The sequence below is a fragment of the Sanguibacter sp. Z1732 genome (assembly GCF_051020515.1).
GTDB lineage: Bacteria > Actinomycetota > Actinomycetes > Actinomycetales > Beutenbergiaceae > CALKWS01.
Map to the genome: position 1 here is coordinate 1,402,380 of NZ_CP194857.1, position 26,004 is coordinate 1,428,383.

Here is a 26,004-nt window from a genome sequence, read left to right on the forward strand (position 1 = left end):
GTCCACCTGGTCGATGCGGTCAGTGGTCGGGATGTGTTCGCTCACTCGGGTCCTTAACTCGGCAGGTCAGAAGAAGGCAGGGGCTGCGCGCGCCGCTCAGATGTCCAGGAAGCGCACGTCGCGGGCGTTGCGCTGGATGAACGAGCGGCGCGACTCCACGTCCTCACCCATCAGGATGGAGAAGATCTCATCGGCCGCCGCGGCCTCCCCGATGGTCACCTGCCGCAGGGTGCGGCTGTCGGGGTTCATCGTGGTCTCCCACAGTTCCCGGTAGTTCATCTCACCAAGGCCCTTGTACCGCTGGATGCCGGCGTCCTTGGGCAGGCGCCAGTTCTTCGCTTGGCCCTCAACCAGCAGGACGTCGCGTTCCTTGTCGGAGTAGACGTACTGGTGCTCGGCGTTGGTCCACTTCAGCCGGTACAGCGGTGGCTGTGCCAGGTACACGTACCCGTGCTCCAGCAGCGGCCGCATGTACCGGAACAACAAGGTCAGCAGCAGGGTGGCGATGTGCTGGCCGTCCACATCGGCGTCGGCCATCAGCACGATCTTGTGATAGCGCAGCTTGGCCAGGTCGAAGTCCTCACCGATGCCGGTACCGAACGCGGTGATCAGCGCCTGCACCTCCTGGTTCGCCAGGGCCTTGTCGATGCGGGCCTTCTCCACGTTCAGGATCTTGCCGCGGATCGGCAGGATCGCCTGGGTCTCGGGGTTACGTCCCTGCACCGCCGAGCCACCGGCGGAGTCACCCTCGACGATGAAGATCTCCGAGATCGAGGCATCGCGGCTGGAACAGTCCTTGAGCTTGCCCGGCAGGCCCCCGCCCTCGAGCAGGCCCTTGCGCCGGGTGGCCTCGCGGGCCTTGCGGGCGGCCATCCGGGCGGCGGCGGCCTGAATCGCCTTGCGGATCACGTCCCGGGACTCGTTCGGATGGGACTCCAGCCAGTTGCCCAGTTCGTCGAAAACCACCTTCTGGGTGAAGGTGCGGGCCTCGGTGTTGCCGAGCTTGGTCTTGGTCTGCCCCTCGAACTGTGGCTCTCCGAGCTTGATCGAGATGACCGCGGTCAGTCCCTCACGGATGTCCTCGCCGGTGAGGTTCTCGTCCTTCTCCTTGAGCAGGTTCTTCTCCCGTGCGTACCGGTTCACCAGTGTGGTCAGGGCCGACCGGAACCCTTCCTCGTGGGTCCCGCCCTCGGAGGTGTTGATCATGTTGGCGTAGGTGTGCACGCTCTCGGAGTACGCACCGGTCCACTGCATCGCGATGTCCAGGGAGATCACCCGGTCGGGATCCTCGGACTCGAAGGAGATCACCTCGGGGTGGATCATGTCGGCGCGCTTGGCACTGGTGAGGTGCTTGACGTAGTCCACCAGGCCACCGTCGTACTTGTAGGCCACCGAACGGGTGCGTTCCTCCCCCTCGGCCGGCTGGTGCGCATCGCCGGCGACCTCATCCTCGACGTCCGTCTCCCGGTCATCGCGCAGCGTCAGCCCCAGGCCCTTGTTCAGGAAGGCCGTCTGCTGGAACCGGGACCTCAGTGTCTCGAAGTCGAACTCGGTGGTCTCGAAGATCTCCCCGTCCGCCCAGAACGTCACGGTGGTGCCGTGCTCGTCGGTGGCCTCACCCTTGGCCAGGTCGCCCTCGGGCACACCCTGGTGGTAGCGCTGCCGCCAGACGTGCCCCTGGCGGCGCACCTCCACCTCCAGCCGGGCGGACAGGGCGTTGACCACCGAGACACCCACGCCGTGCAAACCACCGGAGACCGCGTACCCGCCGCCGCCGAACTTGCCTCCGGCGTGCAGGACGGTCAGCACCACCTCCACGGCCGGCCGTCCCTCCCCCGACATGACGTCCACGGGGATGCCACGGCCGTTGTCGCGCACCCGGATCCCGCCGTCGGCCAGGATGGTGATGTCGATCTGGTCGCAGTACCCCGCCATCGCCTCGTCGACGGAGTTGTCCACCACCTCATACACCAGGTGGTGCAACCCGCGCTCGCCGGTGGAACCGACGTACATCCCGGGGCGCTTGCGGACCGCTTCCAGGCCCTCCAGGACGGTGATGTTGGCTGCGCCGTAATCGGAGCCTGCCGGGTTGGAGGTGTCCTGCGGGGGAACAACGTTCTCGGGTTCCGGCACGCTCGTCTGATCAGCCACTCGTCCTGGCGCTCCTCGTCACATCTGGCGTCCGCACCATACGACTGCACGTCGTAGGTCAGCCACGGCATCGCGCCGTGAATGAGGGCATTTCCACCCCTGGGACAGGTCGCTCGATTCTATCGCGGATCGGCGTCGAACTCGACTATCCACAGACCTTATCCACAGGGAGTTGCCGGGATGTGGTGGTCTTCACCCCCCGGGCGCACGACCGAGCCCGGAAAGCGCGCTCCACACGCCCGGGAGGCGGGTTCAGCCGTAGGTGTCCCGCGGCCCACGACCGCGCACGTTCCGCGGTCCCTTGCGCCACGTAGGGCCTCCGGGACCGAGCACCTGGATGGAGGTCACGACGCCTTCCCCGACCTCCTCGGCGAGGCGGCGCTCGAGTTGGGGCAGCAGCAACCGGATCTGGGTGGCCCAGGCGGTGGAGTCGGCGCGCACCACCAGATCGCCGTCGATGAAGGTCTCCGGAGTGCACCGCTGCGCGATCTGTTCACCGACCACGTCCGGCCACCGTCCGATCACCCCACCGATGGAGAGCGGTTGGCTCCATCCCAGCGTGCGGCTCAGGTCTGCGGTGGTCTCACCCAGGAGCTGCGGGTCGCGTGCCGCACCCGGGGAACCCGCAGCGGCGTTGCGGCCCGCGTCCAGCGGACGACGACGGCGTCCCGGGCTGCCCGGTCGCAGTCCCTTGGCACGGGCTGCTTCGCGCGCCTGCGCCAGCGCGATCCGCGGAGCGTCGTCCACGTCCGGGGCGGGGCCGGCACCGGTGGCTGCCTGGTCCGCGACGCGTCGATCCTGGGCGGGCCGGCCCTCGGCGTCTGGATCCTCAGCGGACACGGGTCAGTGTCCCATCGGCCACGTCCACCCGGGCACCGGCCAGTTCCTCGGGTATGTCGCCGGCCACGGCAGCGGTGATCAGCACCTGCTGGGCCCCGGCCACCATTCCGGCCAACCGGGAACGTCGGCCGGTATCGAGTTCGGCGAACACGTCGTCGAGGATGAGTACCGGCTCGCCATCCGCCTCGAAGGTGTCCTCGGTGCGCAGCAGTTCGTAGCAGGCCAGGCGCAGCGCCAGAGCCAGGGACCAGGACTCGCCGTGGCTGGCGTAGCCCTTGGCGGGCAGACCGCCGATGGCCAGCGTCAGGTCGTCCCGGTGCGGGCCCACCAGGCTCACGCCGCGCTCGATCTCCCGCGTGCGCAACCGGGACATCGCCTCCACCAGCCGCGCCTGGACCAGCGTCGTGTCGGTGAGTTCGGCCTCGGTATCGCTGTCATCGGTGGCGGGCTGCGCCTGGTCGGGACTGTGCTCGACCATACTGGAGCGGTACCCGATCACAGCCGGGCCGGCCCCACCGGAGACGTTGTCATAGGCACTGGCCACGTGCTCGCGCAGGTCACGGATGGCACGCACCCTGGCCGACACCAGCGCCGCGCCACCGGCGGCGGCCTTCTCGTCCCACACATCCAGGGTGCGCAGGTCCCCGCCCCCTCCGGAGCGACGCGCCGCACCGGCGGACTTCAGCAGTGCGTTGCGCTGGCGAATCACCCGGTCGTAATCGCTGCGCACGGCGGCGATTTTGGGATCACGCTGGATCAGAAGGTCATCGAGAAAGCGGCGCCGTCCGTCCGGATCGCCCTTCACCAGGGCCAGGTCCTCCGGGGCGAACAGCACGGTCCGTAGGTGGCCGAGCAACTCGCGCACCCGCTGCACGGGCGAGCGGTTGATCCGACCGCGGTTGGCCTTGCCCGACACGATCTCCAGTTCCAGCACCCGTGGCCTGGTGTCGCGGACGATCTTGGCCGCCACGACGGCTCGCTCGGCGCCGGCACGCACCAGGGCCTGGTCCCCGGCCACCCGGTGGGAGGAGAACGTGGCCAGGTACCCCAGGGACTCGATCACGTTGGTCTTGCCCTGCCCGTTGCTCCCGACCAGCGCCGTGATGCCCTCCTCCAGGGACAGCACCACCTGGGAGTAGGAGCGGAAGTCGGTCAGGGCCAGATCGGAGACGTACATTACCCAGCCACTGTAGATCGCCGCCGCCGGTGCCTCACTCCGCGCCCGCGGTCGCGGTCGGGACCTGCACGCCCGGAATCAGCCTGCGAAGCGGATCGGCACCAGCAGATAGCGGAACTCCTCTGCGTGGTCCTCGCCGTGCTGCTCGTCCTGACCAGTCATCAGGACCGGCTTGGTGGGATGGTTCAACGACAACCGCACGTACTCGGTCCCCAGCGCGCCCAACCCGTCCAGCAGGTACTGCGGGTTGAACGCGGTGGTGATGTCCTCACCCTCCAGCACCGACTCGAGCGCCTCGGAGGCTTGCGCGTCGTCGCCCTGCCCGGCCTCGAGCACCACCTGGCCCTCGGAGAAGGACAGCCGGATCGGGGTATTCCGCTCGGCGACGAGGGCCACGCGCTTGGTCGCCTCGATCAGCTCGGCGGTGTTGGTGACCGTGGTGGTGCTGGTGGACTCCGGGAACAGCCTGCGCACCGGCGGGTACTCCCCGTCCACCAGCAGGCTTGTGGTGCGCCGGCCGCCGGCCTCGAATCCCACGATGTCGGAACCCTCGCCCAGGGAGACGTCGACCGAGCCGCCGCCGGCCATGTTCCGTGCCACGTCGGACAGGGTCCGGGCCCGCACCAGGGCGACCTGCTCGGCCGAGGGGCTGGAGGGGGACCAGGTCAGCTGCCGCATCGCCAGCCGGTACCGGTCGGTGGCCAGCAGCGTGAGTTTCTCGCCCTCGATCTCCATCCGCACCCCGGTGAGTAGTGGCAGCGTCTCATCACGACCCGCGGCGATGGTGACCTGGTTGATCGCCTGGGCGAACGCGGCGCCATCGATGCTTCCGAGTCGTTCGGGCATCTGTGGCAGTTCCGGGTACTCGCCGGTGGGCATCGTCAGCAACGTGAACCGGGCGGATCCGCAGCGCAGTTCCACCTTGGACTCATCCACCTGCACGTCGATCGGCTTGTTCGGAAGCGACCGGGAGATCTCCGCGAGGAGACGGCCCAGCACCAGCACAGATCCGGGTTCACTCACCTCGGCGGGCACCTCGGCCCGGGCCGAGACCTCGTAATCGAAGGTGGACAGCCGCAGCGAGCCCTGGGCATCGGCCTCGAGCATCACCCCGGCCAGCACCGGGACCGGGGGCCGGGTGGGCAAGGTTCGTGCGGTCCAGGTGACGGCTTCGGCCAGGACATCTCGCTCGACCCTGAACTTCACGATGTCGGCCCTCCTGAGCGGGAATTGGGTTCGGGCCGGGTGGGGCCCCTGTCGTTCACGGCTCGCAGGACCAGCGCCTCGACGAGCGTGCGTCCTGTGATCATAGTGAGGATTCGGGGCCGTGGTGGGCACCGCTGTGCGGCGGGGTGGAACCGGCTGTGGATTGTTGCCCCTCATTCAGCGGTTGTTCGGTCCTTGTTCACCCTGTTCGCGAGGCCGGAGCCAACGAGGTTTTGGCACGAGACCCTGATGTTGGTGGTTCACAGCCGGATGATGGAGAGAAGGATCATCATCGTCTTCGGTCCTGGGGATCATGGGGATAACTGCCATCGCCGCAGGTCAGCATGGGTGGCGGGCTGGGTAGCCAGCGCGTGGGGATATGCACAGGGCCACGGGCCGGGTGTGGATGGAGGCGCCGGTGCACAGCGCTCACCCACGACATCGGGGGGTCGGTCCACCGTTCCGGAGCGTCTGTCCACGTCTATCCACACCCCTATCCACAACTGTGCATTCGAGTCACGCGGAGGCTGTCGTGGGACCGGTGATCGCGGGCGGATGCGGTCGGCCCCGCGAGGAGACAGCCGTGTGGGAACGCAGCAACCGTGTGGTGCGCTGAGCACCGGACGGGGAGTTAGTTGCGGTGCTGCTGCTTGATCCGGTTGGTCAGTTCCGTGACCTGGTTGAAGGTGGAGCGCCGTTCGGCCATCTGTTGACGGATCTTCTTGTTGGCGTGCATCACGGTGGTGTGGTCACGTCCTCCGAACAACTGACCGATCTTGGGCAGGGAGAGTTCGGTGAGTTCGCGACACAGGTACATCGCGATCTGGCGGGCGTTCACCAGTACCCGGGACCGGTCCGCGCTGCACAGTGCCTCGATGGTGACCCCGAAGTAGGTGGCGGTCTGGGCCATGATCGCCGAGGGGGTGATCTCGGCTCCGTCGTCGTCGGTGATCAGGTCCTTCAGAACCATCTCGGCCAGGGACATGTCCACCGTCTGGCGGTTGAGGTTGGCGAAGGCGGTCACCCGGATCAGGGCGCCCTCGAGCTCACGGATGTTGGAGGAGATCTTCGAGGCGATGTACTCCAGCACGTCACTGGAGGCCTGCAGCGACTCACTGCCCGCCTTCTTGCGCAGGATGGCGATGCGGGTCTCCAGGTCGGGCGGCTGGACGTCGGTGAGCAGACCCCACTCGAACCGGGACCGCAGCCTGCCCTCGAACCCGGTGAGTTGCTTCGGCGGCAGGTCGGAGGTGATCACCACCTGCTTGTTCGCGTTGTGCAGGGTGTTGAAGGTGTGGAAGAACTCCTCCATCGTCTGTTCCTTGCCCTGCAGGAACTGGATGTCGTCGATGAGCAGCACCTCGACCTCGCGGTACCGGCGCTGGAAAGCCTCGGCCTTGTCATCGCGGATGGAGTTGATGAAGTCGTTGGTGAACTCCTCGGAGTTGACGTACCGAACTCGGATGCCCGGGTACAGGTTCTTGGCGTAGTGCCCGATCGCGTGCAACAGGTGGGTCTTGCCCAGCCCCGAGTCACCGTAGATGAACAGCGGGTTGTACGCCTTGGCCGGGGCTTCGGCCACGGCGGTCGCGGCGGCGTGGGCGAACCGGTTGGACGAGCCGATCACGAACGTTTCGAAGGTGTAGTTCGGGTTCAGCCGCGCATGCGGGTCCACCCCGGTGGAGTAGGTGTCGTTGGAGTAGGTGTCGTTGGTGGCCGGGGGCGCCGGCGCGGGCCGCACCGGGCTGGCCACGGTGGGCGTCTCGGGTTCAGCGGTGGCGACCTCTGCCGGCGCGACCTCCTCCAGGGAAGGGTCCACGGTGACGGCCATCTTGACGTTCTGGGACAGTGCCGCGGACAGAGAGTTGGTGATCGAGTCGCGGGCCCGGGTTTCGATGAAGTCCTTGGCGAAGTCGCTCGGCACGGCCAGCAGCACGGTGTCGTCGATGATTCCGAGCGGTTTGGTCAGTCGGATGAACGCCAACTGGGCGCCGCTGAGCTCACCACGGTCGGTGAGGATCTCGATCGCGCGGTCCCATCCGGCTCCGAGGCACCGGGATCCAGTGATGGTTCAGACACGGCTCCCCCAGGGACACGGATAGACACGGACGATCCACAAGCCTATCCACAGGCTGTGCATGGTGCCCCGCCATAGGGGTGACCATCGGACCAGGACTGTGGACAGTACGTTGTGGCAGCCTAACCCCTCCGCGGGTGCGGGGGCCGCGCTATCGGTATCGGCTGTGAGACCGGCTTCGGTCCGCACCGACCTGGCCCCGGAGGGGGATCGTGTCCGCGGCGCCGAGGCGGTGGAACGGGCCTGGAGTACGGTGGCAGCAGCACAGGAGGCCGGAGGCCTGCGATAGCCGGTGATGCTGGTCACGAGGTTTGACCGCTGGTTCGGCACTCACGTATCGTGGGCCAGTCTGTGCGGCCCAGTGCCGTGTCCTTCAGGGGGTTCGCGTCCACAACGTCGATGCCACCGAGGACGCCGCCGAGTGCCGTGAGAATCTTGACGCACTCCCACTTCCCCCGGCGGTGCGAATCGTCGAACGTCTTGGAGTACACCCGTGAGCAAGCGCACCTTCCAGCCGAACAACCGGCGCCGAGCCCGCAAGCACGGCTTCCGGCACCGTATGCGCACCCGTGCCGGCCGCGCGATCCTGGCCTCCCGCCGTCGTAAGGGACGCCAGGAGATCTCCGCCTGAGTCGCGGTGTTGCCGGCATCGCACCGGATGCGGCGCAGCGCTGAGTTCGCCGACACCATCGGTGGTGGCGGCCGCAGCGCCGGTCGCTATCTGGTGGTGCACGCCCTGCTCGACGACGACCCCACCCCGGCCGGACCGGCCCGGGTGGGTTTCGTGGTTTCCAAGGCGGTAGGTGGGGCGGTGCAACGCAACAGGGTGCGCCGTCGGCTGCGAGCGATCATGGCTGAGATCCTGCGGGACGTGCCCGCGGGCGCCGGCCTGGTGATGCGCGCCCGGCCGCCGGCAGCGTCGGCCACGTTCGGGCAGTTGCGGGCCGATGCCAACGCCCAGGTGAGCCGGGGCGTGCGGCGAGGTTCCAGGACGGTGGCGGCATGACCGCCGGTAGGCCCGGTCTGGCCCCGCGAGTGCTGATCGGACTGGTGCGGGCCTACCAGGCGGTTGTCTCTCCCTGGTTCGCACCGCGGTGCCGGTACTACCCCTCGTGTTCCAACTATGCCGTCGACGCGTTGCGCAAGCAGGGCCTGATCCGGGGGTTCGGGCTGGCGGTGTGGCGGGTGCTGCGGTGCAACCCTTGGTCGCTGGGCGGGGTGGACCACGTACCGGAGCACCCTCGATCAGCACGTACCCTCATAGACAGCCTTCCGGGCCATTCGAAGCGGACGCACCATGACGGCGCGGACCGCGACCTGACGTAGCGAAAGAGCGCTTCTCCATGAGTTTCTTCGACAACCTGCTGTGGCCGATCAAATGGGTCGTGGCCTGGATCATGGTCGGCGCGCACGACTTCCTGACCTGGCTCGGGCTCGATTCAGCCGGCGGGTTGACGTGGGCGCTGTCGATCGTGGCGCTGGTGATCGCGATCCGGATCCTGCTGATCCCGCTCTTCGTGAAGCAGATCAAGGCCTCGCGAGGAATGCAGATCCTGCAGCCGGACATGCAGAAGATCCAGAAGAAGTACAAGGGTAAGACCGACCCGGCCTCACGCCAGGCGATGCAGCAGGAAATGATGGCGCTGTACCGCGAGCACGGCACCACCCCGTTCGCGTCGTGCCTGCCGATCCTGGCGCAGATGCCGATCTTCTTCGCCCTGTTCCGGGTGCTGTGGTCGATGCCGGTGCTGGCCGAGGGCAACTACCCCCGCGGCGATGGCACCAGCATCGGGGGACTCACCCAGGAACTGGCGGTCGAGTTCGAGGCGGCGGACTTCTTCGGCGCCACGCTTTCCTCGACCTTCCTGCACTCCGAAGGCCTCGAGCCGAAGATCGTCTCGGTCATCCTCATCATCATGATGTCGTTGACGATGCTGTTCACGCAGCGTCAGTTGACCATGAAGAACATGCGGCGTCGTCGGCACAGGACAATCCGATGGCGCGTCAGCAGCGGATGCTGATGTACATCCTGCCGGTGGTGTTCGCCGTGACCGGGGTCAATTTCCCGATCGGTGTGCTGATCTACTGGACCACCACCAACGTGTGGTCCCTGGGCCAGCAGTGGTACGTGATCCGGAACAACCCGACGCCGGGCTCGGAGGCCTACCGCAAGTGGGAGGAGCGCAAGGCCCGCAAGGCGGAGAAGAAGGGCCAGCCCCTGGAGGACAGCGAGGAGGAGCCGGAGCCCGAGAAGCCGCGCGGCCAACGACAGCAGCCAGTGGGTAAGGCTCGGGCGAAGAAGCTCGGGGTGCGCCCCGGGGAGGTGCTCGCGGGTGAGGAGGATCCCGACGACGCGGTCTCCCCTGCCGGGAAGGACGCTGCCGGGAAGGACGTGGCCGGGAAGGACGCTGCCGGGAAGGACGCCCAAGCCCCGGAGGCCGATGCCAAGGGTTCCGCGCCGTCCAATCAGGATGGTTCGTCAACCGGCCAGGATTCGGACCAGCCCGGCAGTGCCCACCATGCCTCTGCCGCCGCCGCGAGCGGCCGGAAGAATCACCCGGGTGGCAAGCCCGGAAATAGCAAGAAGCGCAAGAAGCGCAAGCAGAAGAAGTCCCGTCGCTGAGCCAAAGGACCCGTCACTCCATGACTGAACAGACCGCTGCGCGCCCTGAACCGGCTGACGCCGTCGGCGCCGACACCGCCGATCGCACCACCTCCCGCCTGGAGGAGGAGGGTGAGATCGCCGCGGACTATCTGGAGGAGTTCCTCGACATCGTCGACCTCGACGGTGACATCGAGTTGGATATCGACCACGGCCGAGCCGCCGTCGAGATCGTGGCGGAGTCCGACTCCCAGGCGCGGCTGTCCCGACTGGTGGGCTCCGATGGTGAGGTGCTGGACGCTCTGCAGGAACTGACGCGCCTGGCGGTGCAGACCCGCACCGGTGAGCGCAGCCGGCTGATGCTCGACATCGCCGGGCACCGGGCAGGTCGGCGCCGGGAGTTGACGGAGTTGGCCGAACAGGCGATCGCGCAGGTCAGGAGCACCGGTGAGGAGGTCTCGTTGCCGTCGATGAATCCGTTCGAGCGCAAGGTGGTCCACGACGCGGTCGCGGCGGCCGAGTTGGTGAGCGACTCCGAAGGTGTGGAACCCCACCGGCGAGTGGTGATCAGGGCCGAGTCCTCGTGAAGCCGCTGCGTCGTCCGGTCCGGCGACCGCTGGACCGGAGTTGGTGATGTCCTGGGAGGCCACCAACCCGGAGCGCAGCCGCGAGATCCTGGGACTGGGCTACGCCGGTGCGGTCCGGTTCGGTGAACTGCTCGCCGAGCACGGGGAGGAACGCGGCCTGATCGGACCCCGGGAACTCGAGCGACTGTGGCCTCGTCACGTTCTGAACAGCGCCGCCGTAGCCCCGTTCCTACCGCAGTCGGGCAGCGTGGCCGATGTTGGTTCCGGCGCGGGCCTGCCGGGGATGGTTCTCGCGTTGATCCGCCCGGATCTGGAGTTCCATCTGATCGAGCCGATGGAGCGGCGGGTCGCGTGGCTGACGGAAGTGGTCGACGAGTTGGACCTGGACAACGTGACGCTGCACCAGGTGCGCGCTGAAGAACTGCACGGCCGGGTCTCGTTCGAGGCTGTCACCGCGCGGGCGGTGGCGGTAATGAAGAAGTTGGTGCCGATCACGATGCCACTGGTGGCCCCCGGTGGGTCCCTGATCGCCCAGAAGGGCGGGCGTGCCGCGGCCGAGGTCGCCGATGCGCGCAAGGTCTTGCGGTCACACGGCGGCGGGCAGACGCAGGTGCACGAGGTGGACTTGCTCGGCGATGGTGAGGTCACCCGAATCGTGCAGGTGCGTGCGGAGAAGGCCTGAGGCTCACGGGCCCGATGTGCTCTGTGCGTGGAGCATCGCCACGAAGCGTCGGTTCATCAGCGTAGTACGTACGTATGAATCGCTTCCGGATGGCGCAGGTTGCGTGGGGAACCTGGCGTGGACTCGGCACCGCAGAGGAGCTTGCTCGTGATCTGGTACGCGCCGCACCCGCCGCAAACGGCCGAACTGGTTGGAACAGACGCAACGCAGAGCCGAAGCTCCTCCTGCTAGGTATGCCCGAAGTGCCTGCTGCGGCCGCGGTCGCGGCTCAAGAATCGGCTTGACCCGAGGAAAGTTCAGCCGTCCTTTGGCCGGACTGGCAGGAATCGACGGTGATGCCTGATCTGCACACGTGGATCGGGGCCCGGCATAGGAACTCGGAGCGAGAGGATCCGGTGTTACCGAAGTAGGCGGGAACGCCGTCAGCGATCACAGGAGGGCCACGTCGTCCGGGGGCAGAAGGATGCCCGGAACTCGATCAGGCTGTGCGCATGAACTGTCCCGGAGGGATCGTTGGACGAAGCACCTCCGCCGACCGCGCGAGTTCGGCCTCGTGGACATGGGCTGCTTCAGGATTGATCGCGCCGCGGCCAGTAGGTGTGCACTCAGCGGCTTTCGTAGGTAGCTTCCGGGTTCTTTGCCGCGCGCTGCTGACGGCGTGGTGCGTTCGAGTATCGGTGGCGTCCATGCGCCGGGAGACGCAGGAGGTCCGTGGACCGGTGTGTCGGAACGTGCGCGGTGGGCGAGCGACGAAGGGCCGCTCGCCGTCGATCCGGGGAGCCTCCATCCTGCGATGGAGCGTGGACACGTCGCGACGTTTGGCGTGTCGTTGGTGCCCGACTGGGCGCGCTTCGCTGCCGGGTGCCGGAGCCATGGGGACGCGGGTGTCACGGATGTTTCACGTGGAACCGGTTAGACCTGGGTGGGGCGTGATGTGCAACCGGAACCAGGTGTGCCTGACCTGACTCTGCTCGATCAGAGGATGCGGAGCGCCTCGCGGTGACGTTGACGTTTCACGTGGAACAGCAGCGCCGGATCGCCCCGCGCAGCGCTTCACGTGGGAACAGGCGCATCTGGAGTGCCGCGGTGCGGCGCGGTGCTTCACGCGGATCTGAGCGGGTCCGGCTGGGGCATGGTGGGGTCACGGAGAACCGCGTGGGTCCGGCCGTGACGCGATGTTTGACGTGGAACCCGGGTGGGTCCGCCTGTGATGCGACGTTTCCGGTGGAACCCGGGTGGGTCCGCCTGTGACGCAAGGTTTCACGTGAAACCTGCACACGGCGCCGCACACTGCGGTTACGCTGCAGCAGCCGCGATGCAGGCCTCTGCACCCGGGTTGCCGACCAGTTCGACGATCCACGTGAAACATCGGTGTTCCACACATGAAACAAGGTCGGTTCGAGGATGGCCGGTCATTATCTACGGGACGGACCGAAGGCTGGAAGGAATCTCGGAGCGTACCCAGACGAATCCAGACGCCTGGAGGGTTACGGACGCCGACCCGCGGGGCTGAGTGGAAACTCTGCAAGGCCGTCGCGTTGCCGGAGGCGGTTCCAGCGTGCGCTGTTTCACGTGAAACCAGTGCGCCGATGGCCAGGATCGTCGGTTGCTCCGTCTACCCTGGGAGAACCGCCCCGACCACGTGAGGAAGGCGATGTCGCAGGACCATGGCCACGCTCTTGACCGGCAGACCGAGACGCCGCAGCCCGCAGTTGCGCGCAACGGTGACAATGAGGTGATCGGCCGCGACGAGGCGCATCGCCGAGCGATCTTGGACGCAATCCCCCTGATGGACGAGTCGACACCGCTGGCCGCTGAACTCGCGAACAACGCTCGGCGGCGCGCGGCGTTGGCGGGGCAGACGTTCCCTGTTCCACGTGAAACCAGGATCTTCACCGTCGCCAACCAGAAGGGTGGGGTGGGCAAGACCACGACGACGGTCAACCTCGCCGCAGCGCTGGCCAAGGGGGGCCTGGAGGTCCTCGTGATCGACAACGACCCCCAGGGCAACGCCTCGACCGCCCTCGGCGTCGAGCATCACAGCGGCACCCCCTCGACGTATGACGTCTTGATCAACGATGTGCCGATGATCGACGTGGTCCAGGTCTCCCCTGATATTCCGGGCCTTCTCTGCGTCCCGGCCACGATCGACCTCTCCGGTGCCGAGATCGAACTGGTCTCGCTCGTGGCTCGAGAGAACCGGCTGCGTAACGCGCTCGACGCCTACCTCGCCGAGCGGCAGCGTCGCGGTGAGCGACGCCTCGACTACGTCCTCGTTGATTGCCCCCCTAGCCTCGGACTGCTCACGGTGAACGCCTTCGTCACCGCACGCGAAGTACTCATTCCGATTCAATGTGAGTACTACGCGTTGGAGGGCCTGAGCCAACTGCTCAACAATATCAACCTGATTCGGGGTCACCTCAACCCCGATCTGCACGTCTCGACCATCCTGCTCACCATGTTCGACGGGCGCACGAATCTGGCTCACCAGGTTGCCGAGGAGGTTCGGGAGCACTTCCCCGAGCAGACCCTGCGTACAGCGATTCCGCGGTCTGTGCGGATCTCGGAGGCGCCGAGTTACGGACAAACCGTCATCACCTACGATCAGAACTCCTCCGGCGCGCTGGCCTATCGAGAGGCCGCCCGTGAGCTAGCGCGACGGGGTGCCGCCGGAGCGGCGATCAGTAGTGCACCATCCCAGACTGCCGCGGCCGGCGAGGTCGCGCCCGTCTCGTCCGAAGGAGTCAAGTCATGAGTGAGCGTCGGCGAGCGCTGGGCCGCGGGCTCGGCGCCCTGATCCCGTCCGCCCCTTCCGCCGGGGGAGCCCAGCGGCCCGTGGATGTGTTCTTCCCGGAACAGCCCGGAACCGACCGGGACGCCGAGGGCCCCGAGCCGGCATCGACAGCGCTGCCAGATCGCGATGGCCGCAATGATGTACCGCACCAGGGTTCCGACGAGGCATCGCCGGCAGCCGGCAACGGGGGCCTGGGCCGGCCGGTTGCCACTGCTCTCAAAGCACCGAGCGCACAGGATGACGCGTCTGATCCCGCTGTGACCAGCAACGACACAAACGGTACAGATTATGGCAGTGCAAATGTACAAGATGAATCAGGGCTGCTCGAGGTTCCCGGTGCGCGGTTCGCCGAAGTCCCCGTGGAGTCCGTCGAGCCCAATGCACGGCAACCTCGCCAGGTTTTCGACGAGGACGATCTGGACGAGCTCGCTGCCTCGATCCGCGAGGTCGGTGTGCTCCAGCCGGTCGTGGTGCGCCCGAACGGAACAGGCGCGGACGGACAGGCTCGATATGAACTGATCATGGGTGAGCGGCGGTGGCGGGCCAGCCGGTTGGCCGGTGCGGCGACCGTGCCGGCGATCATCCGGGACACCGACTCCGAGGACATGCTTCGGGATGCGTTGCTGGAGAACCTGCACCGCGCCCAACTCAACCCGCTGGAGGAAGCTGCCGCTTACCAGCAACTCCTGGACGACTTCGACTGCACCCACGAGGAGTTGGCGAGCCGTATTGCCCGGTCCCGGCCGCAGATCTCCAACACCCTGAGGTTGCTCAAGCTCCCACCGCTGGTCCAGCGGCGGGTGGCGGCTGGGTGCTCTCGGCGGGACACGCCCGTGCGCTCCTTGGCCTCAGCGATGGTGCGGCCATGGAGCGGATGGCCCAGCGAATCGTGGCCGAGGGCTTGAGCGTGCGGGCCACCGAGGAACTCGTCACCCTTGGTGAGGAGCCGATGCGACCGGAGATGCGTCGTCGGCCACGGGCGGGCGCGCACAGCGCAGCCCTGGACGACCTCAGCACCCGTCTGTCCGATCAGTTCGACACCAAGGTCAAGGTCGCACTCGGACAACGTAAAGGTCGAATCAATATTGAGTTCGCGTCCGTCCAAGACTTGAACCGGATCCTGGAAATGCTGTCTCCGGCCGATCCGGGTCTGTTCCGGGTGGAGGAGCCGCAAACCGAGGGAACCGGCACCCAGGGCTGACCCGGGCCCCGCCTGGGCCGAGACCGTGCGGATGGCGGCGCAGCGACGGCGCCGCTCGCCCGGAACCGAATCAGGAACGCTGGGAGCGCGCGGCCTCGGTTGCGATCGAGGCATACAACTCCGCCGGGGGGTGGGCCGAGGCGTCGGCAGCCTGGGGAAGCAGGGAGGTCTCGGTCATCCCCGGAGCCACATTGACCTCCAGAAACCAGGGGGTGCCGGCCGAATCGACGATCATGTCGGTGCGGGAGATGTGGGCCAGGCCCAGTTGCTCGTGCGCCAGCAAGGCGAGACCGCCCGCCGCGCGCGTCGTCTCCGGGCCGAGCCGCGCCGGAACGAAGTACTCCGTGCGACCTGCGTTGTACCGGGCGTCATAGTCGTAGGCACCGTCGGTAGCGATCTCCACCACCGGCAGGACCTGCGGCCCCGCACCGAGATCCACCACCGAGACCGCCACCTCGGTGCCGCTGATCGCACGCTCGATCAGTGCAACATCCCCGTAGGAGAAGCAGGAGACCATAGCCTGCGGCAACTGATCGGCCTCGGTGACCAGGCTGACCCCGAGTGCAGACCCGCCCTGGGCCGGCTTGACCACCAACGGAAGGCCGAGGCGGTCCAGCACGGCGCCGAGCACCGTGTGCGCCCCGGCCTCGCGGAACAGGCTCTGGGGCAGGGTCGCGAACTCCGGGGTCGCCGCACCGGCCCGGGCCATCAGGGTCTTGGCCACCGGCTTGTTCCAGGCGATCCGGGATCCGGCCGGATCCGTCCCGACGTAACGCACCCCGACCAGTTCCAGCAGGTCCCGGATCGACCCGTCCTCTCCGGTGGAACCGTGCAGCAATGGCCAGACCACATCCGGTCGGGTGCTGCGCAGGGAGGCCAGCAGGCCCGGATCCACATCCGAGACGTTGGCCGTCAGGCCGGCGCTGCGCAGCGCCTCGGCCACCCGCCGCCCGGACCGGATGGAGATGTCACGCTCATGGGACAGCCCGCCGGCCAGGATGAGTACGTCCAGTGGTGTGGTCGTCGTTGACTGGGTCATAGTGCCTCTCTCTGCGGGGGTGCCGCTCAGGCCTGGTCCGGGGCCGGGAAGTGCTGGCCGGGGACATCACGGTGCTGCGGAACGCCGGTGCCGAACATGTCGACCAGTTCGGCCTCGGAACTGATCACACCGGCGAGCCGGCGAACGCCCTCGGTGATGCGTTCCGGCGTCGGGTAGCAGTAGGAAAGGCGCAGGTGTGCCCCGCCCTGCCCGTCGGCGTAGAAGGCGGTACCGGGCACGTAGGCCACCCGTGCGGTCACCGCGCGCGGGAGCATCGCCTGGGCGTCGAGCCCCGTGGGGAGGGTGACCCAGGTGTAGAAGCCCCCAGCGGGAACCGTCCACCGCGCCCCGGGCAGGTACTCGGCCAGGGCGGCCAGGGTGGCGTCGCGCCGTTCCCGGTAGATCTGCTGATAGGCCTTGATCTGGCCGCGCCAGTCGGACGTGGCAAGGTAGTTGGCGATGGACAACTGGCTCATCATCGACGGGCACAGGATCGCCGACTCGCTGGCCAGCACCAGCCGCTCCCGCACCGCGTGCGGCGCGAGTGCCCAGCCCACGCGGTACCCGGGGGCGAAGGTCTTGGAGAACGAACCCAGGTAGATCACACTCTCGGGGTCCAGGGTCTGCAGGGCGGGCTCGGGCTCGGCGTCGAACCCGAGCAGACCGTAGGGATTGTCCTCCAGCACCAGGACGTCGTAGCGGCGAGCGATCTGCAGGATCTGGGGGCGTCGGGCAGCCGACAGACTCACCCCAGCCGGATTGTGGAAGTTCGGGACGGTGTAGAGCATCTTGACCCGCCGGCCCGCCCGCCGCAGTCCGGCCAGGGTCTCCTCCAGAGCCTCGGGAATCAGCCCGTCGTCGTCCATCGGCACGTGTACCACGTCAGCCTGATAGGCCCGGAACACCCCCAGGGCACCGACGTAACTGGGAGCCTCGGCGACCACCACGTCACCAGGATCGATGAACACCCGCGTGACCAGATCGAGGGCGTGCTGGGAGCCGGTGGTGACCACCACGTCGTCCGGGTGGGCGCTGATGCCCTCAAGGGCCATCACGTCCAGAATCTGCCCCGCAGGCCCTCCTCGCCCTGACCCGAACCGTACTGCAGCGCCACCGCACCCCGTTCGGCGAGCAGCCGCTCGGTGCCGCGTGCGATCTCCTCCAAGGGAAGTGAGGCCAGGTTCGGCATCCCCCCGGCCAGCGAGACCACCTCGGGACGGTTGGCGACGGCGAACAGAGCCCGGATCTCCGAGGCACGCATACCGTGCGTACGCTGCGCGTAACTGGACAGCCACGGGTCGAGCCGGGTCCCCCCACCCGCGCCACCGGCCGGTCCGGCCGCCGGGGTGACGCCTGGAGGGTCGGCCTGTCCCGACTCGCTCATCTGCTCTCCGATCGGTGCGGACGTCAGTGCAGGAACTCCTGCAACTCCGAGAGGAAGGCCTGTTTGGGGCGCGAGCCCACGATCGACTTCTTCAACTCGCCATTCTCGTACACGTTGATGGTCGGGATCGACACTACGCCGTAGGCGGCAGCAACGGCCTGGTTCTCCTCGACATCCACCTTGGTCACCTTGAGCCGGCCCTCCAACTCCGTGGCAACCTCCTGCAGGATCGGTGCGAACTGGACGCACGGTCCGCACCACGCGGCCCAGAAGTCGACGACCACCGGCCCCTGGGCCTGCAGGACCTCGTCCTTGAACGTCTCGTCGGTGACGTGGGTGATAGTGCTCATCGATACTCCTGGTGAGGCGTGTGCGGTTGGCACCGGCGCTGGGCGCCAGTGGGGCGGGGTGGTGGACGCCTGGGGCGTTGCCGGGTAGGCGATCGCCGGCTTCCGGCGGGCAGCCCCTGGTTCGTTGCGGCGGACTGGGTGGCGCGTTCGCGGCGCCGAGGCTCAGGTCGCGGCGACGGCGACCGGGTCGGCCTCGGGAGTCTGCGTGGCGGTCCGGTCCGGGGTGCCGGCCGCCTCGAGGTCGGCCAGGTAGCGTTCGGCGTCCAGCGCGGCGGCGCATCCGGTTCCGGCTGCGGTGATGGCCTGGCGGTAGTGGTGGTCCACCACGTCGCCGCAGGCGAAGACTCCGGGCAGGTTGGTCCGGGTGGAGGGGTGCTCCACGTCGATATAGCCCTCGGAGTTCAGGTCCACCTGTCCACTGACCAGTTCGGTGCGAGGCAGATGTCCGATCGCCACGAAGATGCCGGTGGCTCCCACCTCACGGGTCTCACCGGTGACGGTGTCGCGCAGGGTTGCGCCGGTGACCTTGTCGGCGCCGTGGATGGCGGCGACCTCGCTGTTCCACGCGAAGGTGATCTTGTCCGAGGCCATTGCCCGGTCGGCCATGATCTTGGAGGCACGCAACTCGTCCCGGCGGTGCACAACGGTCACGGTCTTGCCGAACCGGGTCAGGAACAGCGCCTCCTCCATCGCCGAGTCCCCGCCGCCGATCACGAGGATGTCCTGGTCCCTGAAGAAGAAGCCGTCGCAGGTGGCGCACCAGGACACACCGCGGCCGGACAGTTCCTTCTCCGCCGGAAGGCCCAGCTCCTTGTAGGCCGAGCCGGTCGCCAGGATCACGGCGTGGGCCGAGATGGTCTCATCGTCGGTAGTGACGGTCTTGACGGGACCGGTCAGGTCCACGTCCGTGACGTCCTCCCAGCGGATGTCGGCGCCGAACCGCTCGGCCTGGGCCTGCATCTTCTCCATCAGCTCGGGACCGAGCACGCCGTCGGGGAATCCGGGGTAGTTCTCCACGTCGGTGGTGTTCATCAGCGCGCCACCGGCGGTCAGGGCCCCGGCGAACACGATGGGCGCCAGTCCCGCCCGCGCGGCATAGACCGCCGCGGTGTAGCCGGCGGGGCCGGATCCGATGATGACGACCTGGTGGATGTTCTGTGACATGTTCTTCCTTCACTGGCGATCTGGGTCTGCCTGCTGCAACGCCCGATATGCGCCGGATTGTTCCCGCCTCAGCGCACGCTGACTTCGGCCAACTCGATCCGGTTGCGCCCGTCGGAGTCCGCTACGGGCAGTTCGGGGAACCACAGCACCACAACGTCGGTCTCGGTGGGTTCGGATAGTTCATAGGTGACCTCGGGACCCATCGCGCCCTCCGCGAGCACCGGGCCCTCGTCAGGGTTGTCGGCGTCGCCGGCCCGGATCTGCACGATTCCACCCTCACCCTGGACGTCCAGGGTGACCCTGCTGACGACGGCGGTCTCCTCCAACTCGATGACGAATCCGAGCCCGGGCTTCATCCCGTAGTTGGGATCGTTGTAGCGCAACGACCGCCAGATCGTGTCGGGATTACCGTCCGCGGCCAGGTAGGCCAGGTCCGGGTTGTCATCCAGGGACCGGACGTCCGCCACCGCGGGGTCGGGGCCCTCGGGGGTCTCCTCCTCCGGTTCGGTTTCCTCCTCGGTTTCCTCCTCGACGGGCTCGGTGGTCTCCTCTTCCTCGGTGGGCGTGGCGACCGGCGCAGGGCGGGCGGCATCATCGGGATCGAAGGAGGTCCTGGCCTCACGCAAGGTGCCCAGCGCGAGGGTGCCCGCGACGACGACGGCGGCGATCTGGTCAGGATCACCACCGGGGTGGGGTTGAACCGCTCCGTCTCGTCCTGCGACTCCCAGAGATAGTCGTCGTCGAAGTCCGCGGGTGGTTCCATCCCGGTGGGGGCGGTGGGGTGCGCCACGGGGTAGATGGCGGCCTGATCCTGCGTCTGCACTCCACTGCTGCCCTGCCCGCTCAGTCGCGCGGTGGCACCAGCGGCGCCGGCGGAGTCGCCCCAGGATTCTTCGGAACGTGCGGCCCAGGGTCCTTCCCGGTCCGTCTCGGCGTCGGAACCGGAGGTCCAGGTGCCGGTGAGTTCCCGGGCCGAGTCGGCGAACCGACGGGACATCTCCGCGGTCTTGTCGGCGAAGGACCGTAGGGCCTTACCGGTGGCCGCCGAGGCCGCGCCGATCGCCGAACCCGCCGATGCCGCGCCGGCGCCGATTCCGGCCGCTGCTGCCGAGAGCGCCCCCTTGGCGCCGGAAGCGCCCGTGCCGGCACCACCGGCCGCGGCGCCGGCAAGCGCTCACACCGGTTCCGCCGGCGCTCGCCGCTGCGCCCCTGGTGACGGCCGCCGCTCCCGGTGTTCCGGCTGCCGGCGAGCCCGGTGGGTACACACCCGGGGGCAGATCAGCGGTGGGAGGAAGGTCGGTCAAGGGCTCATCGGGCCGTGGCAGCGCCGTTGCGCCGGTCCAGGTGCTCGTCGACGCTTCCCCAGAAGAGTCGAGGGCCTCGGGGTCGGCGGTGTCTCCCGCCGGTGAGCCGCCGGGGTGCGCGGCCTGCAGGTGCGGTTCGAACGCGGCCCGTTCGTGGCGCGCCACGTAGGTGTCGAGCACATGGGCCGGTGGCGCCTCCTCCGGGGCGATCAGGGCCTCGAACTCGGGCAGGTCGCCGACCGGGGGCGGCGGCTGCGGCGCCCATCGGGACGTGTCGAACGTCCTGGGTTCGGCAGGCCCGCCATCGCCCGCGGCCGAGGTGGGGTCGGGCCGATCGGCGCCGGGACCCGTGCCGCCGTCGTCGTCGTGCTGTCCCGCACCGGCGGCTGCGGCCGCCGATCCGGCCACGCCGGCCACACCGACGCCCGCGAGGACGGTCCCACCAGCCTCGTCAGCGGCACCTGCTGCCCCGGTGTCGTGCGGACCGGCCGCAGGGCCGGGTAGATGCACACGGCCCTCACCCGGCTCCGTCCAGGGCGCCAAGTCGCGCACGAGCTCCCCAGGTGTGAAGGGACCGTCCCGGTGCGGTCCGAAGGTCACCGCGCACAAGGTGTCCAGATCGTCCGGGATGCCCTGCAGCAATTCGGCCGGGGGCACGGGTTGGTCGTTGTACCGCTGGGCCAGCGGTACCGTGCCCGCCAGGTCCGCCGCGCCGGGCCAGTGTCCGGTCAGGGCGGTGTAGAGCAACGCCACCAGGTCCACGGTGTCGGTTCGGGCAGCCTCACGCGCGGACTCGGCCGAGACCCCCGCTGCGGCCGCATCGATCGCCAGGCCGGTGACGAGCACCTGCCCCGAGGGTGTCCGATACAGCGACTCTGGCCCGAGCCGCAGGTGTCGCACGCCGCGTCGGCGGGCCACCTCCAGGGCGGCGGCCGCCTCCCCGATCAGGGTGCGCGCCTGGTCCGGGTCCACCCGGCCGGCGCCGACCAGTTCGGCCAGGCTACGTCCCTGGAGTATCTCGGTGACGATGAAGCCGGTGCCCTCATGGGTCCCCACACGCAGGATCCGCAACAGCCGGTCGTCAGCAACCAGCGCCGCCCGGCGCGCTCCATCCAGGGCTGCCTCACGGTGCGTGCCCGCAACGGTGGAGATGTACACCTGCTTGTCCAGGATCGTGTCGGCGCCCAGCCAGCCCTCGGCGCCCTCCTGCGGTGAGATCAACCGGTACCGCCCGGCCAGGACATCACCAGCCTTCAGGGAGGCAGCCGCGGGCACAGTCATCTGCGTTGCCCTCCCGTTGTCGACTCCGGTGATCCTGCCCCATATCGTACGCATCCCCGAGGACCCCGGGATGCGCGCCATCAGCGGCGCCACCCGGGTGGTCAACGGCGCGGCCAGGGTCCCGATCCGGACCATGAGGTCATCCAGTTCGCTGACCCGCAACCGGCGCAGCGCGATGAAGTACAGCAGCGCCATCAGGGTCCCGAGGACGAGGACCCGTAGCAGCGCCCCGGCGAAGTTGGTCTGCACCCCCCACAGGTGCACCAGCCCCCAGCCCACCCCGGTGGGAATGATCAGCGCCAGGGTCAGCCGTACGTAGGTGCGCAGGATCCGCGCCCCGTCCAGGGTGCGCAGCTTGCGGCGCAACGCCAGGTAGGAGACCAGCGCACCGAACATCAGCGAGACGGAGTTGGCCACGGCCGATCCCACCACCCACCAGTGAACGGGCAGCAGCAGATAGGCGAGGACGCAGCCCACGATCTGGATCAGGGCCATCGGGATCTGGAAGAAGAACAGTGCCTTGGTGTCCTCGTAGGCGAAGTAGACCCGCTGGGTCATGGTCCAGATTGCGATCGCCGGCAACCCGATCACCATGGCCACCAGGACCGCCCCGACAGCCTGGTAGGCCTCGAAGGTTGCCACGTCGAACTGGACCACCTGGATCACCGGGATCGCCAGGACCGCCAGCGCGCCGGCGGCGAACACGGTGAACACTCCGAGCGTGCGCAGCCCCATCGACAGGTCCTCGCGCACCTGTGTGGCGTCCCCAGCGGCGGCGTTGGCGGACAGGCGCGTGAAGATCGCGGTGACCAGGGAAACCGTGATCAACGACTGCGGCAGCATGAAGACCAGGAACGCGGCGTCGTGGGCGGCGTTACCGGCGGCGTAGGTACCGGCTTGCTCCGCGGCGGTGGAGGCTGCGGCGGCCAGGTTGGAGATGGCCAGGAATCCGACCTGTCCGGCCAGCAGCGCCAGGAATGCCCACCAGGCCACCCGTCCGGCGCTGCCGAGACCGGAACCGCGGATGCCCCAGCGGAACCGGAACTTGAAGCCCGAACGCGTCAGTGGGATCACCAGGATCGCCCCTGGGCCACCACGCCCAGGGTGGCCGAACCGGCCAACAGGGCGATCCTTCCGGCGGTGAAGGCCGCCGCCGGGTCGGGGTCGGCCGGGTCGAAGGAGCCGAAGACCACCAGGTAGATGATCAGCCCGATGATGGCGAACAAGTTGTTCACCGCCGGTGCCCACATGTACGGGCCGAACACCGACCGGGCGTTCAGCACCTGCCCCAGCAGGGTGTACATGCCGTAGAAGAACAGTTGCGGTAGGCACCACATCGCGAACGCGACCGCTACCGAGGCCCACGGACCGGAGCGGAACTCCGCGGCGTACAGGGTCACCAGAACGGGTGCGGCCAGGGTGAGGAGCACCGTCACCACGGCCAGCACGGTGCCGGCCAGGGTGAGCAAGCGGTTGACGTAGTCCTGCCCACCATCGTGCTGGCGCATCGCCCGCACGATCTGAGGCACCAGGACTGCGTTCAGCACACCGCCTGCGATGAGCATGTAGATGATGTTCGGGATCTTGTTCGCCACCGCGAAGGAGTCCGCGGCGCCACCGAGGGTGTAGATCGCGGCGATCAGCAGCGCCGAACGCACCAGCCCCAGCACCCGGGAGGTCAGGGTGCCGGCGAACATCACCGCGGCTGATCCGGCCAGCCCGCCTCGTCTGCTCATCGCCTCTTCTCTTCGCTACTGGCCCCTCCGGGCACGGATGATGATGTGCTCCCGGCGCCGGAAACCCCGTGGGCACCGGGGTTCTCAGCACCCGAGTCCATCTTCCTGGGAGCAGATGCTGCCGGGCCGGCCGGAGATGTCCCGGACGCCGCAGACGCCCCGGCCGGTCCAGCCGGGTCGAACCGGCGCTTACCGGAGCGGATGGTGCGCACCAACCCGATCAGGAACGCCACGGCGAGCAGCACCGCCACCACGGCGGTGCCGATGTCCTCCCAGTCCGCGCGCACCCGGACCACGAAGGAGGCGCCCTGCCCCACGACCTCGCCCTCGGGTTCGGTGAGCAACTGCACATCCAGTTCCACGTTGCCGTTGGCCACCGCCTGGATCGGTACCCTGACGGTGGTGATCGTCTCCGGGTCCAGCACCGCCGTAATGGGTTCGGAGGCCCGCAGCCTAGGATCCTGGGGTTGCAGCGCCACCGTGACCTGTGCGGGCACCGGTAGGTCGTTGGCCACCGCGACCGGCAGTTCTCCGCTGTGGTTGATCAGCAGCACCGAACTGCCCGGTTCCACCCGGACCGCCCCGGTCAGTTCGGCACCGAGGTCCGCGACCCGTTCCAGCAACTCATCCCGCGCCCCGGCCTCGTTCGCCCATGACGCGCTCAGGGAGGTCAGCAGCCCCGGTTGCACCTGGTCGAGCAACCCCTGCCGATCGGGCAGGGTGGCGGCGAGGTTCGCCATGTCGTCGTGCATCTGCTCCAGGTCCAGCACCTCCTCCGGTGCCAGCCGGTGCGGGTCGGGCAAGGTGGCCGTGGCGGCCGTGCGCGGCTCGCTCCCGCTCCCGGGAGTGCGTCCGAGCAACTCGCGCAGGTTGGCCAGGTCCATCCAGGGCGCGTCGGCCAGTTCCCGGAGGTGACCGTCAAGGTCCGCTTCGGACACGTCCCGGGGGAGGGTGGCGAGGAAACCGGGCCCGTCCTCGCCGGACTCGCGCATCGCCGCAGCGGTGTCGGCCAGGAGCAGCTGGCGGGCGGTGAGGGAGTCCAGTTCGGCGCCGGAGGCGTCGTGGCCGGTCAGCAGGGCCGAGATGCGTTCATCAGGAACGACGGCGCGCACCTCCCCGGCGGTGGTGCTCACCTGCGTGGGACTGCCGGGCAGGCCTGCCGGGGCGTCGGGGGCCAGGGTGTCCTCGGGGGTCACCACGACCTGGGCGTCCTCCCCGGCCAGGGCGGCCAGGGTGGTGCCATCGATCCGGCCGCCCGGCCAGTGCACGTCCGTCAGTGGCGCGATCCGGGCTTGGTTCAGCAACGCTGCACCGCGCTGCTGCCCCAGGCGCCACAGGGTGAGGTCGCCGGCGTGGGCCAGTGCCGGCAGGTCGGTGTCGGCGTAGTCCAGCCCCACCACGTCGCGCCTGGCGGTGTGTTCGACCAAGTGGGTGGCCAACTCGTTCGGGTCGGCGCCGGGACCACCCGCGCCGGCGCCGGGGGTCACGTCGGTGGTGTCCTCGCCGGCGGCGCCGTCGTCGTTCTGGTCGCCACCGGCCGCATCGTCCTGACCTTCGCCGTCGGTGCCGCCCCCGCCCGGGGCGTCGTCGTCGGTGCCCTCGGAAGCCTCCGGCGCATCCTGGTCGGTGGGGTTCGATGGTGGGTCGTTGTCATCGGATCCGGGGCCGGTGTCGCTCTCGTCGGCCGGCGTGGCCTGGTCCGGATCGGGGACGCCGGCCTCCTCCGCGCCCAGTTCCAAGGGGGTGGCCGGCACCGGGGGTGCCGATTCCAGCAGTGCTGGATCCAGTGCCCAGGACATCTCCGCCCCCGAGGTCGCGCGGAGCACCGGCAGCAGCCGTGTCGCTGCCACGTCGTCGCCGACCGGGCGGCCCTCGCTGGCTGCCTGGTGCCACTCTGCGCCGGTGGGCGTCAGCGGGGTGAGCACGCTCAGTTCCGCCGGGGACCGCAACGGTGACTCACTCGGGAACCACAGCAGCAGGCTGCGGGCCGATCCGGTGGTGGGCGCCGCCTCCTGGATGCCGGTCACGTCCACCTCGATCCCGCGCGGGCCCCAGGCCGAGGTTTCTGCGAAGGTCGGTGACGAGGGCATCGTGATCGTGAACGCGGTGGTCGAGTGTGGCTCGAGGTCCTCCTCCAGTTCCGCGGTGAACGGGGTCGCCGTGGCGATCAGGGCGGAGGTGGTGCCGTCCTGCCAGGCGTCGACGGCTGCCCGGGTGGTGAGGACATGGCGCTGCATGATCAGTTTCACCGAGGGATCGGTCACCGTGTCGGAGGAGTCGTTGTGCACCGTGGCCCGGATCGTCAGTTCACCCTCTGGTCGCAGCACAGCGGGGGACATCGAGGTCAGTTTCCACCCGCAGGGGTTCGGTTCCCTCCTGCGGGTTCGCGGCAGCGGGTGGTGCGGTGAGTGCCAGGCCGAGCCACAACA

At 68.5% G+C, this 26,004-nt stretch carries 20 protein-coding genes and 2 pseudogenes; 9 read left to right on the forward strand and 13 right to left on the reverse strand.

Going from position 1 to position 26,004, the window contains the following annotated elements:
• Positions 1-96 precede the first annotated feature (96 nt).
• From gyrB to dnaA, 5 genes are all read right to left on the reverse strand, one after another.
• Positions 97-2,133, reverse strand: a complete 2,037-nt coding sequence (gene gyrB / locus ACRRRO_RS07490) for a DNA topoisomerase (ATP-hydrolyzing) subunit B (RefSeq protein WP_424795789.1) — start codon at positions 2,131-2,133, stop codon at positions 97-99.
• A 270-nt stretch (positions 2,134-2,403) separates the two neighbouring features.
• Positions 2,404-2,991: a DUF721 domain-containing protein gene (locus tag ACRRRO_RS07495; RefSeq protein ID WP_424787262.1), complete on the reverse strand. Its 588-nt coding sequence runs from the start codon at positions 2,989-2,991 to the stop codon at positions 2,404-2,406.
• Positions 2,981-4,168: a DNA replication/repair protein RecF gene (gene recF / locus ACRRRO_RS07500; protein WP_424795589.1), complete on the reverse strand. Its 1,188-nt coding sequence runs from the start codon at positions 4,166-4,168 to the stop codon at positions 2,981-2,983. Before recF ends, ACRRRO_RS07495 begins: the two co-directional genes overlap by 11 nt.
• 78 nt (positions 4,169-4,246) lie before the next feature.
• Positions 4,247-5,374 (reverse strand): DNA polymerase III subunit beta, encoded by a 1,128-nt coding sequence (gene dnaN, locus ACRRRO_RS07505; protein WP_424787264.1) that lies wholly within the window; start codon positions 5,372-5,374, stop codon positions 4,247-4,249.
• Between the two features lie 631 nt (positions 5,375-6,005).
• A complete protein-coding gene (dnaA, locus tag ACRRRO_RS07510; RefSeq protein ID WP_434081324.1) occupies positions 6,006-7,358 on the reverse strand; it encodes a chromosomal replication initiator protein DnaA in 1,353 nt (450 codons plus the stop codon).
• A 586-nt stretch (positions 7,359-7,944) separates the two neighbouring features.
• Here dnaA and rpmH point away from each other — a divergent pair.
• From rpmH to ACRRRO_RS07555, 9 genes and pseudogenes are all read left to right on the forward strand, one after another.
• On the forward strand, positions 7,945-8,082 hold the full coding sequence (gene rpmH / locus ACRRRO_RS07515) for a 50S ribosomal protein L34 (RefSeq protein WP_424787266.1): 138 nt from the start codon (positions 7,945-7,947) through the stop codon (positions 8,080-8,082).
• A 27-nt stretch (positions 8,083-8,109) separates the two neighbouring features.
• Positions 8,110-8,457: a ribonuclease P protein component gene (gene rnpA / locus ACRRRO_RS07520; protein WP_434081325.1), complete on the forward strand. Its 348-nt coding sequence runs from the start codon at positions 8,110-8,112 to the stop codon at positions 8,455-8,457.
• The gene (yidD, locus tag ACRRRO_RS07525) at positions 8,454-8,777 is read left to right on the forward strand and encodes a membrane protein insertion efficiency factor YidD (protein WP_424795587.1); all 324 of its coding nucleotides are present in this window, start codon (positions 8,454-8,456) and stop codon (positions 8,775-8,777) included. Before rnpA ends, yidD begins: the two co-directional genes overlap by 4 nt.
• Before the next feature lie 17 nt (positions 8,778-8,794).
• Entirely contained in the window at positions 8,795-9,472 is a 678-nt protein-coding gene (gene yidC, locus ACRRRO_RS07530; protein WP_434081326.1) for a membrane protein insertase YidC, read from the forward strand.
• Entirely contained in the window at positions 9,448-10,074 is a 627-nt protein-coding gene (locus tag ACRRRO_RS07535; protein ID WP_434081327.1) for a YidC/Oxa1 family membrane protein insertase, read from the forward strand. Before yidC ends, ACRRRO_RS07535 begins: the two co-directional genes overlap by 25 nt.
• A gap of 20 nt (positions 10,075-10,094) precedes the next feature.
• Positions 10,095-10,640, forward strand: coding sequence for a protein jag (locus tag ACRRRO_RS07540; protein ID WP_424795585.1), 546 nt, complete (start codon positions 10,095-10,097; stop codon positions 10,638-10,640).
• 46 nt (positions 10,641-10,686) lie between these two features.
• Positions 10,687-11,322, forward strand: coding sequence for a 16S rRNA (guanine(527)-N(7))-methyltransferase RsmG (gene rsmG, locus ACRRRO_RS07545; protein ID WP_424795584.1), 636 nt, complete (start codon positions 10,687-10,689; stop codon positions 11,320-11,322).
• Between the two features lie 1,789 nt (positions 11,323-13,111).
• Positions 13,112-14,077: a ParA family protein gene (locus ACRRRO_RS07550; RefSeq protein ID WP_424795788.1), complete on the forward strand. Its 966-nt coding sequence runs from the start codon at positions 13,112-13,114 to the stop codon at positions 14,075-14,077.
• Positions 14,074-15,317 (forward strand): annotated as a pseudogene (locus tag ACRRRO_RS07555) (ParB/RepB/Spo0J family partition protein). The gene ACRRRO_RS07550 and the pseudogene ACRRRO_RS07555 overlap by 4 nt, the downstream one beginning before the upstream one ends.
• Before the next feature lie 70 nt (positions 15,318-15,387).
• On the opposite strand, the gene ACRRRO_RS07560 reads toward ACRRRO_RS07555, so the two are convergent.
• The 8 genes and pseudogenes from ACRRRO_RS07560 to ACRRRO_RS07595 all read right to left on the reverse strand — a co-directional run bounded on the left by ACRRRO_RS07560 (position 15,388) and on the right by ACRRRO_RS07595 (position 25,968).
• Positions 15,388-16,356: a D-alanine--D-alanine ligase family protein gene (locus ACRRRO_RS07560; protein ID WP_424795582.1), complete on the reverse strand. Its 969-nt coding sequence runs from the start codon at positions 16,354-16,356 to the stop codon at positions 15,388-15,390.
• A gap of 26 nt (positions 16,357-16,382) precedes the next feature.
• A pseudogene (locus ACRRRO_RS07565) lies at positions 16,383-17,740 on the reverse strand (PLP-dependent aminotransferase family protein).
• A gap of 23 nt (positions 17,741-17,763) precedes the next feature.
• Positions 17,764-18,090 carry a thioredoxin gene (trxA, locus tag ACRRRO_RS07570; RefSeq protein WP_424795580.1) on the reverse strand — a complete coding sequence of 109 codons (327 nt, stop codon included), beginning with the start codon at positions 18,088-18,090 and terminating at the stop codon, positions 17,764-17,766.
• A gap of 162 nt (positions 18,091-18,252) precedes the next feature.
• A complete protein-coding gene (trxB, locus tag ACRRRO_RS07575) occupies positions 18,253-19,254 on the reverse strand; it encodes a thioredoxin-disulfide reductase (protein WP_424795579.1) in 1,002 nt (333 codons plus the stop codon).
• A 68-nt stretch (positions 19,255-19,322) separates the two neighbouring features.
• Positions 19,323-19,880 (reverse strand): hypothetical protein, encoded by a 558-nt coding sequence (locus ACRRRO_RS07580; RefSeq protein ID WP_434081328.1) that lies wholly within the window; start codon positions 19,878-19,880, stop codon positions 19,323-19,325.
• 405 nt (positions 19,881-20,285) lie between these two features.
• Positions 20,286-22,913: a lipid II flippase MurJ gene (locus tag ACRRRO_RS07585; protein WP_434081329.1), complete on the reverse strand. Its 2,628-nt coding sequence runs from the start codon at positions 22,911-22,913 to the stop codon at positions 20,286-20,288.
• A complete protein-coding gene (gene murJ, locus ACRRRO_RS07590; protein ID WP_434081330.1) occupies positions 22,910-23,575 on the reverse strand; it encodes a murein biosynthesis integral membrane protein MurJ in 666 nt (221 codons plus the stop codon). The genes ACRRRO_RS07585 and murJ overlap by 4 nt, the downstream gene beginning before the upstream one ends.
• Positions 23,572-25,968: a DUF6049 family protein gene (locus tag ACRRRO_RS07595; RefSeq protein ID WP_434081563.1), complete on the reverse strand. Its 2,397-nt coding sequence runs from the start codon at positions 25,966-25,968 to the stop codon at positions 23,572-23,574. Before ACRRRO_RS07595 ends, murJ begins: the two co-directional genes overlap by 4 nt.
• Positions 25,969-26,004: the final 36 nt, after the last annotated feature.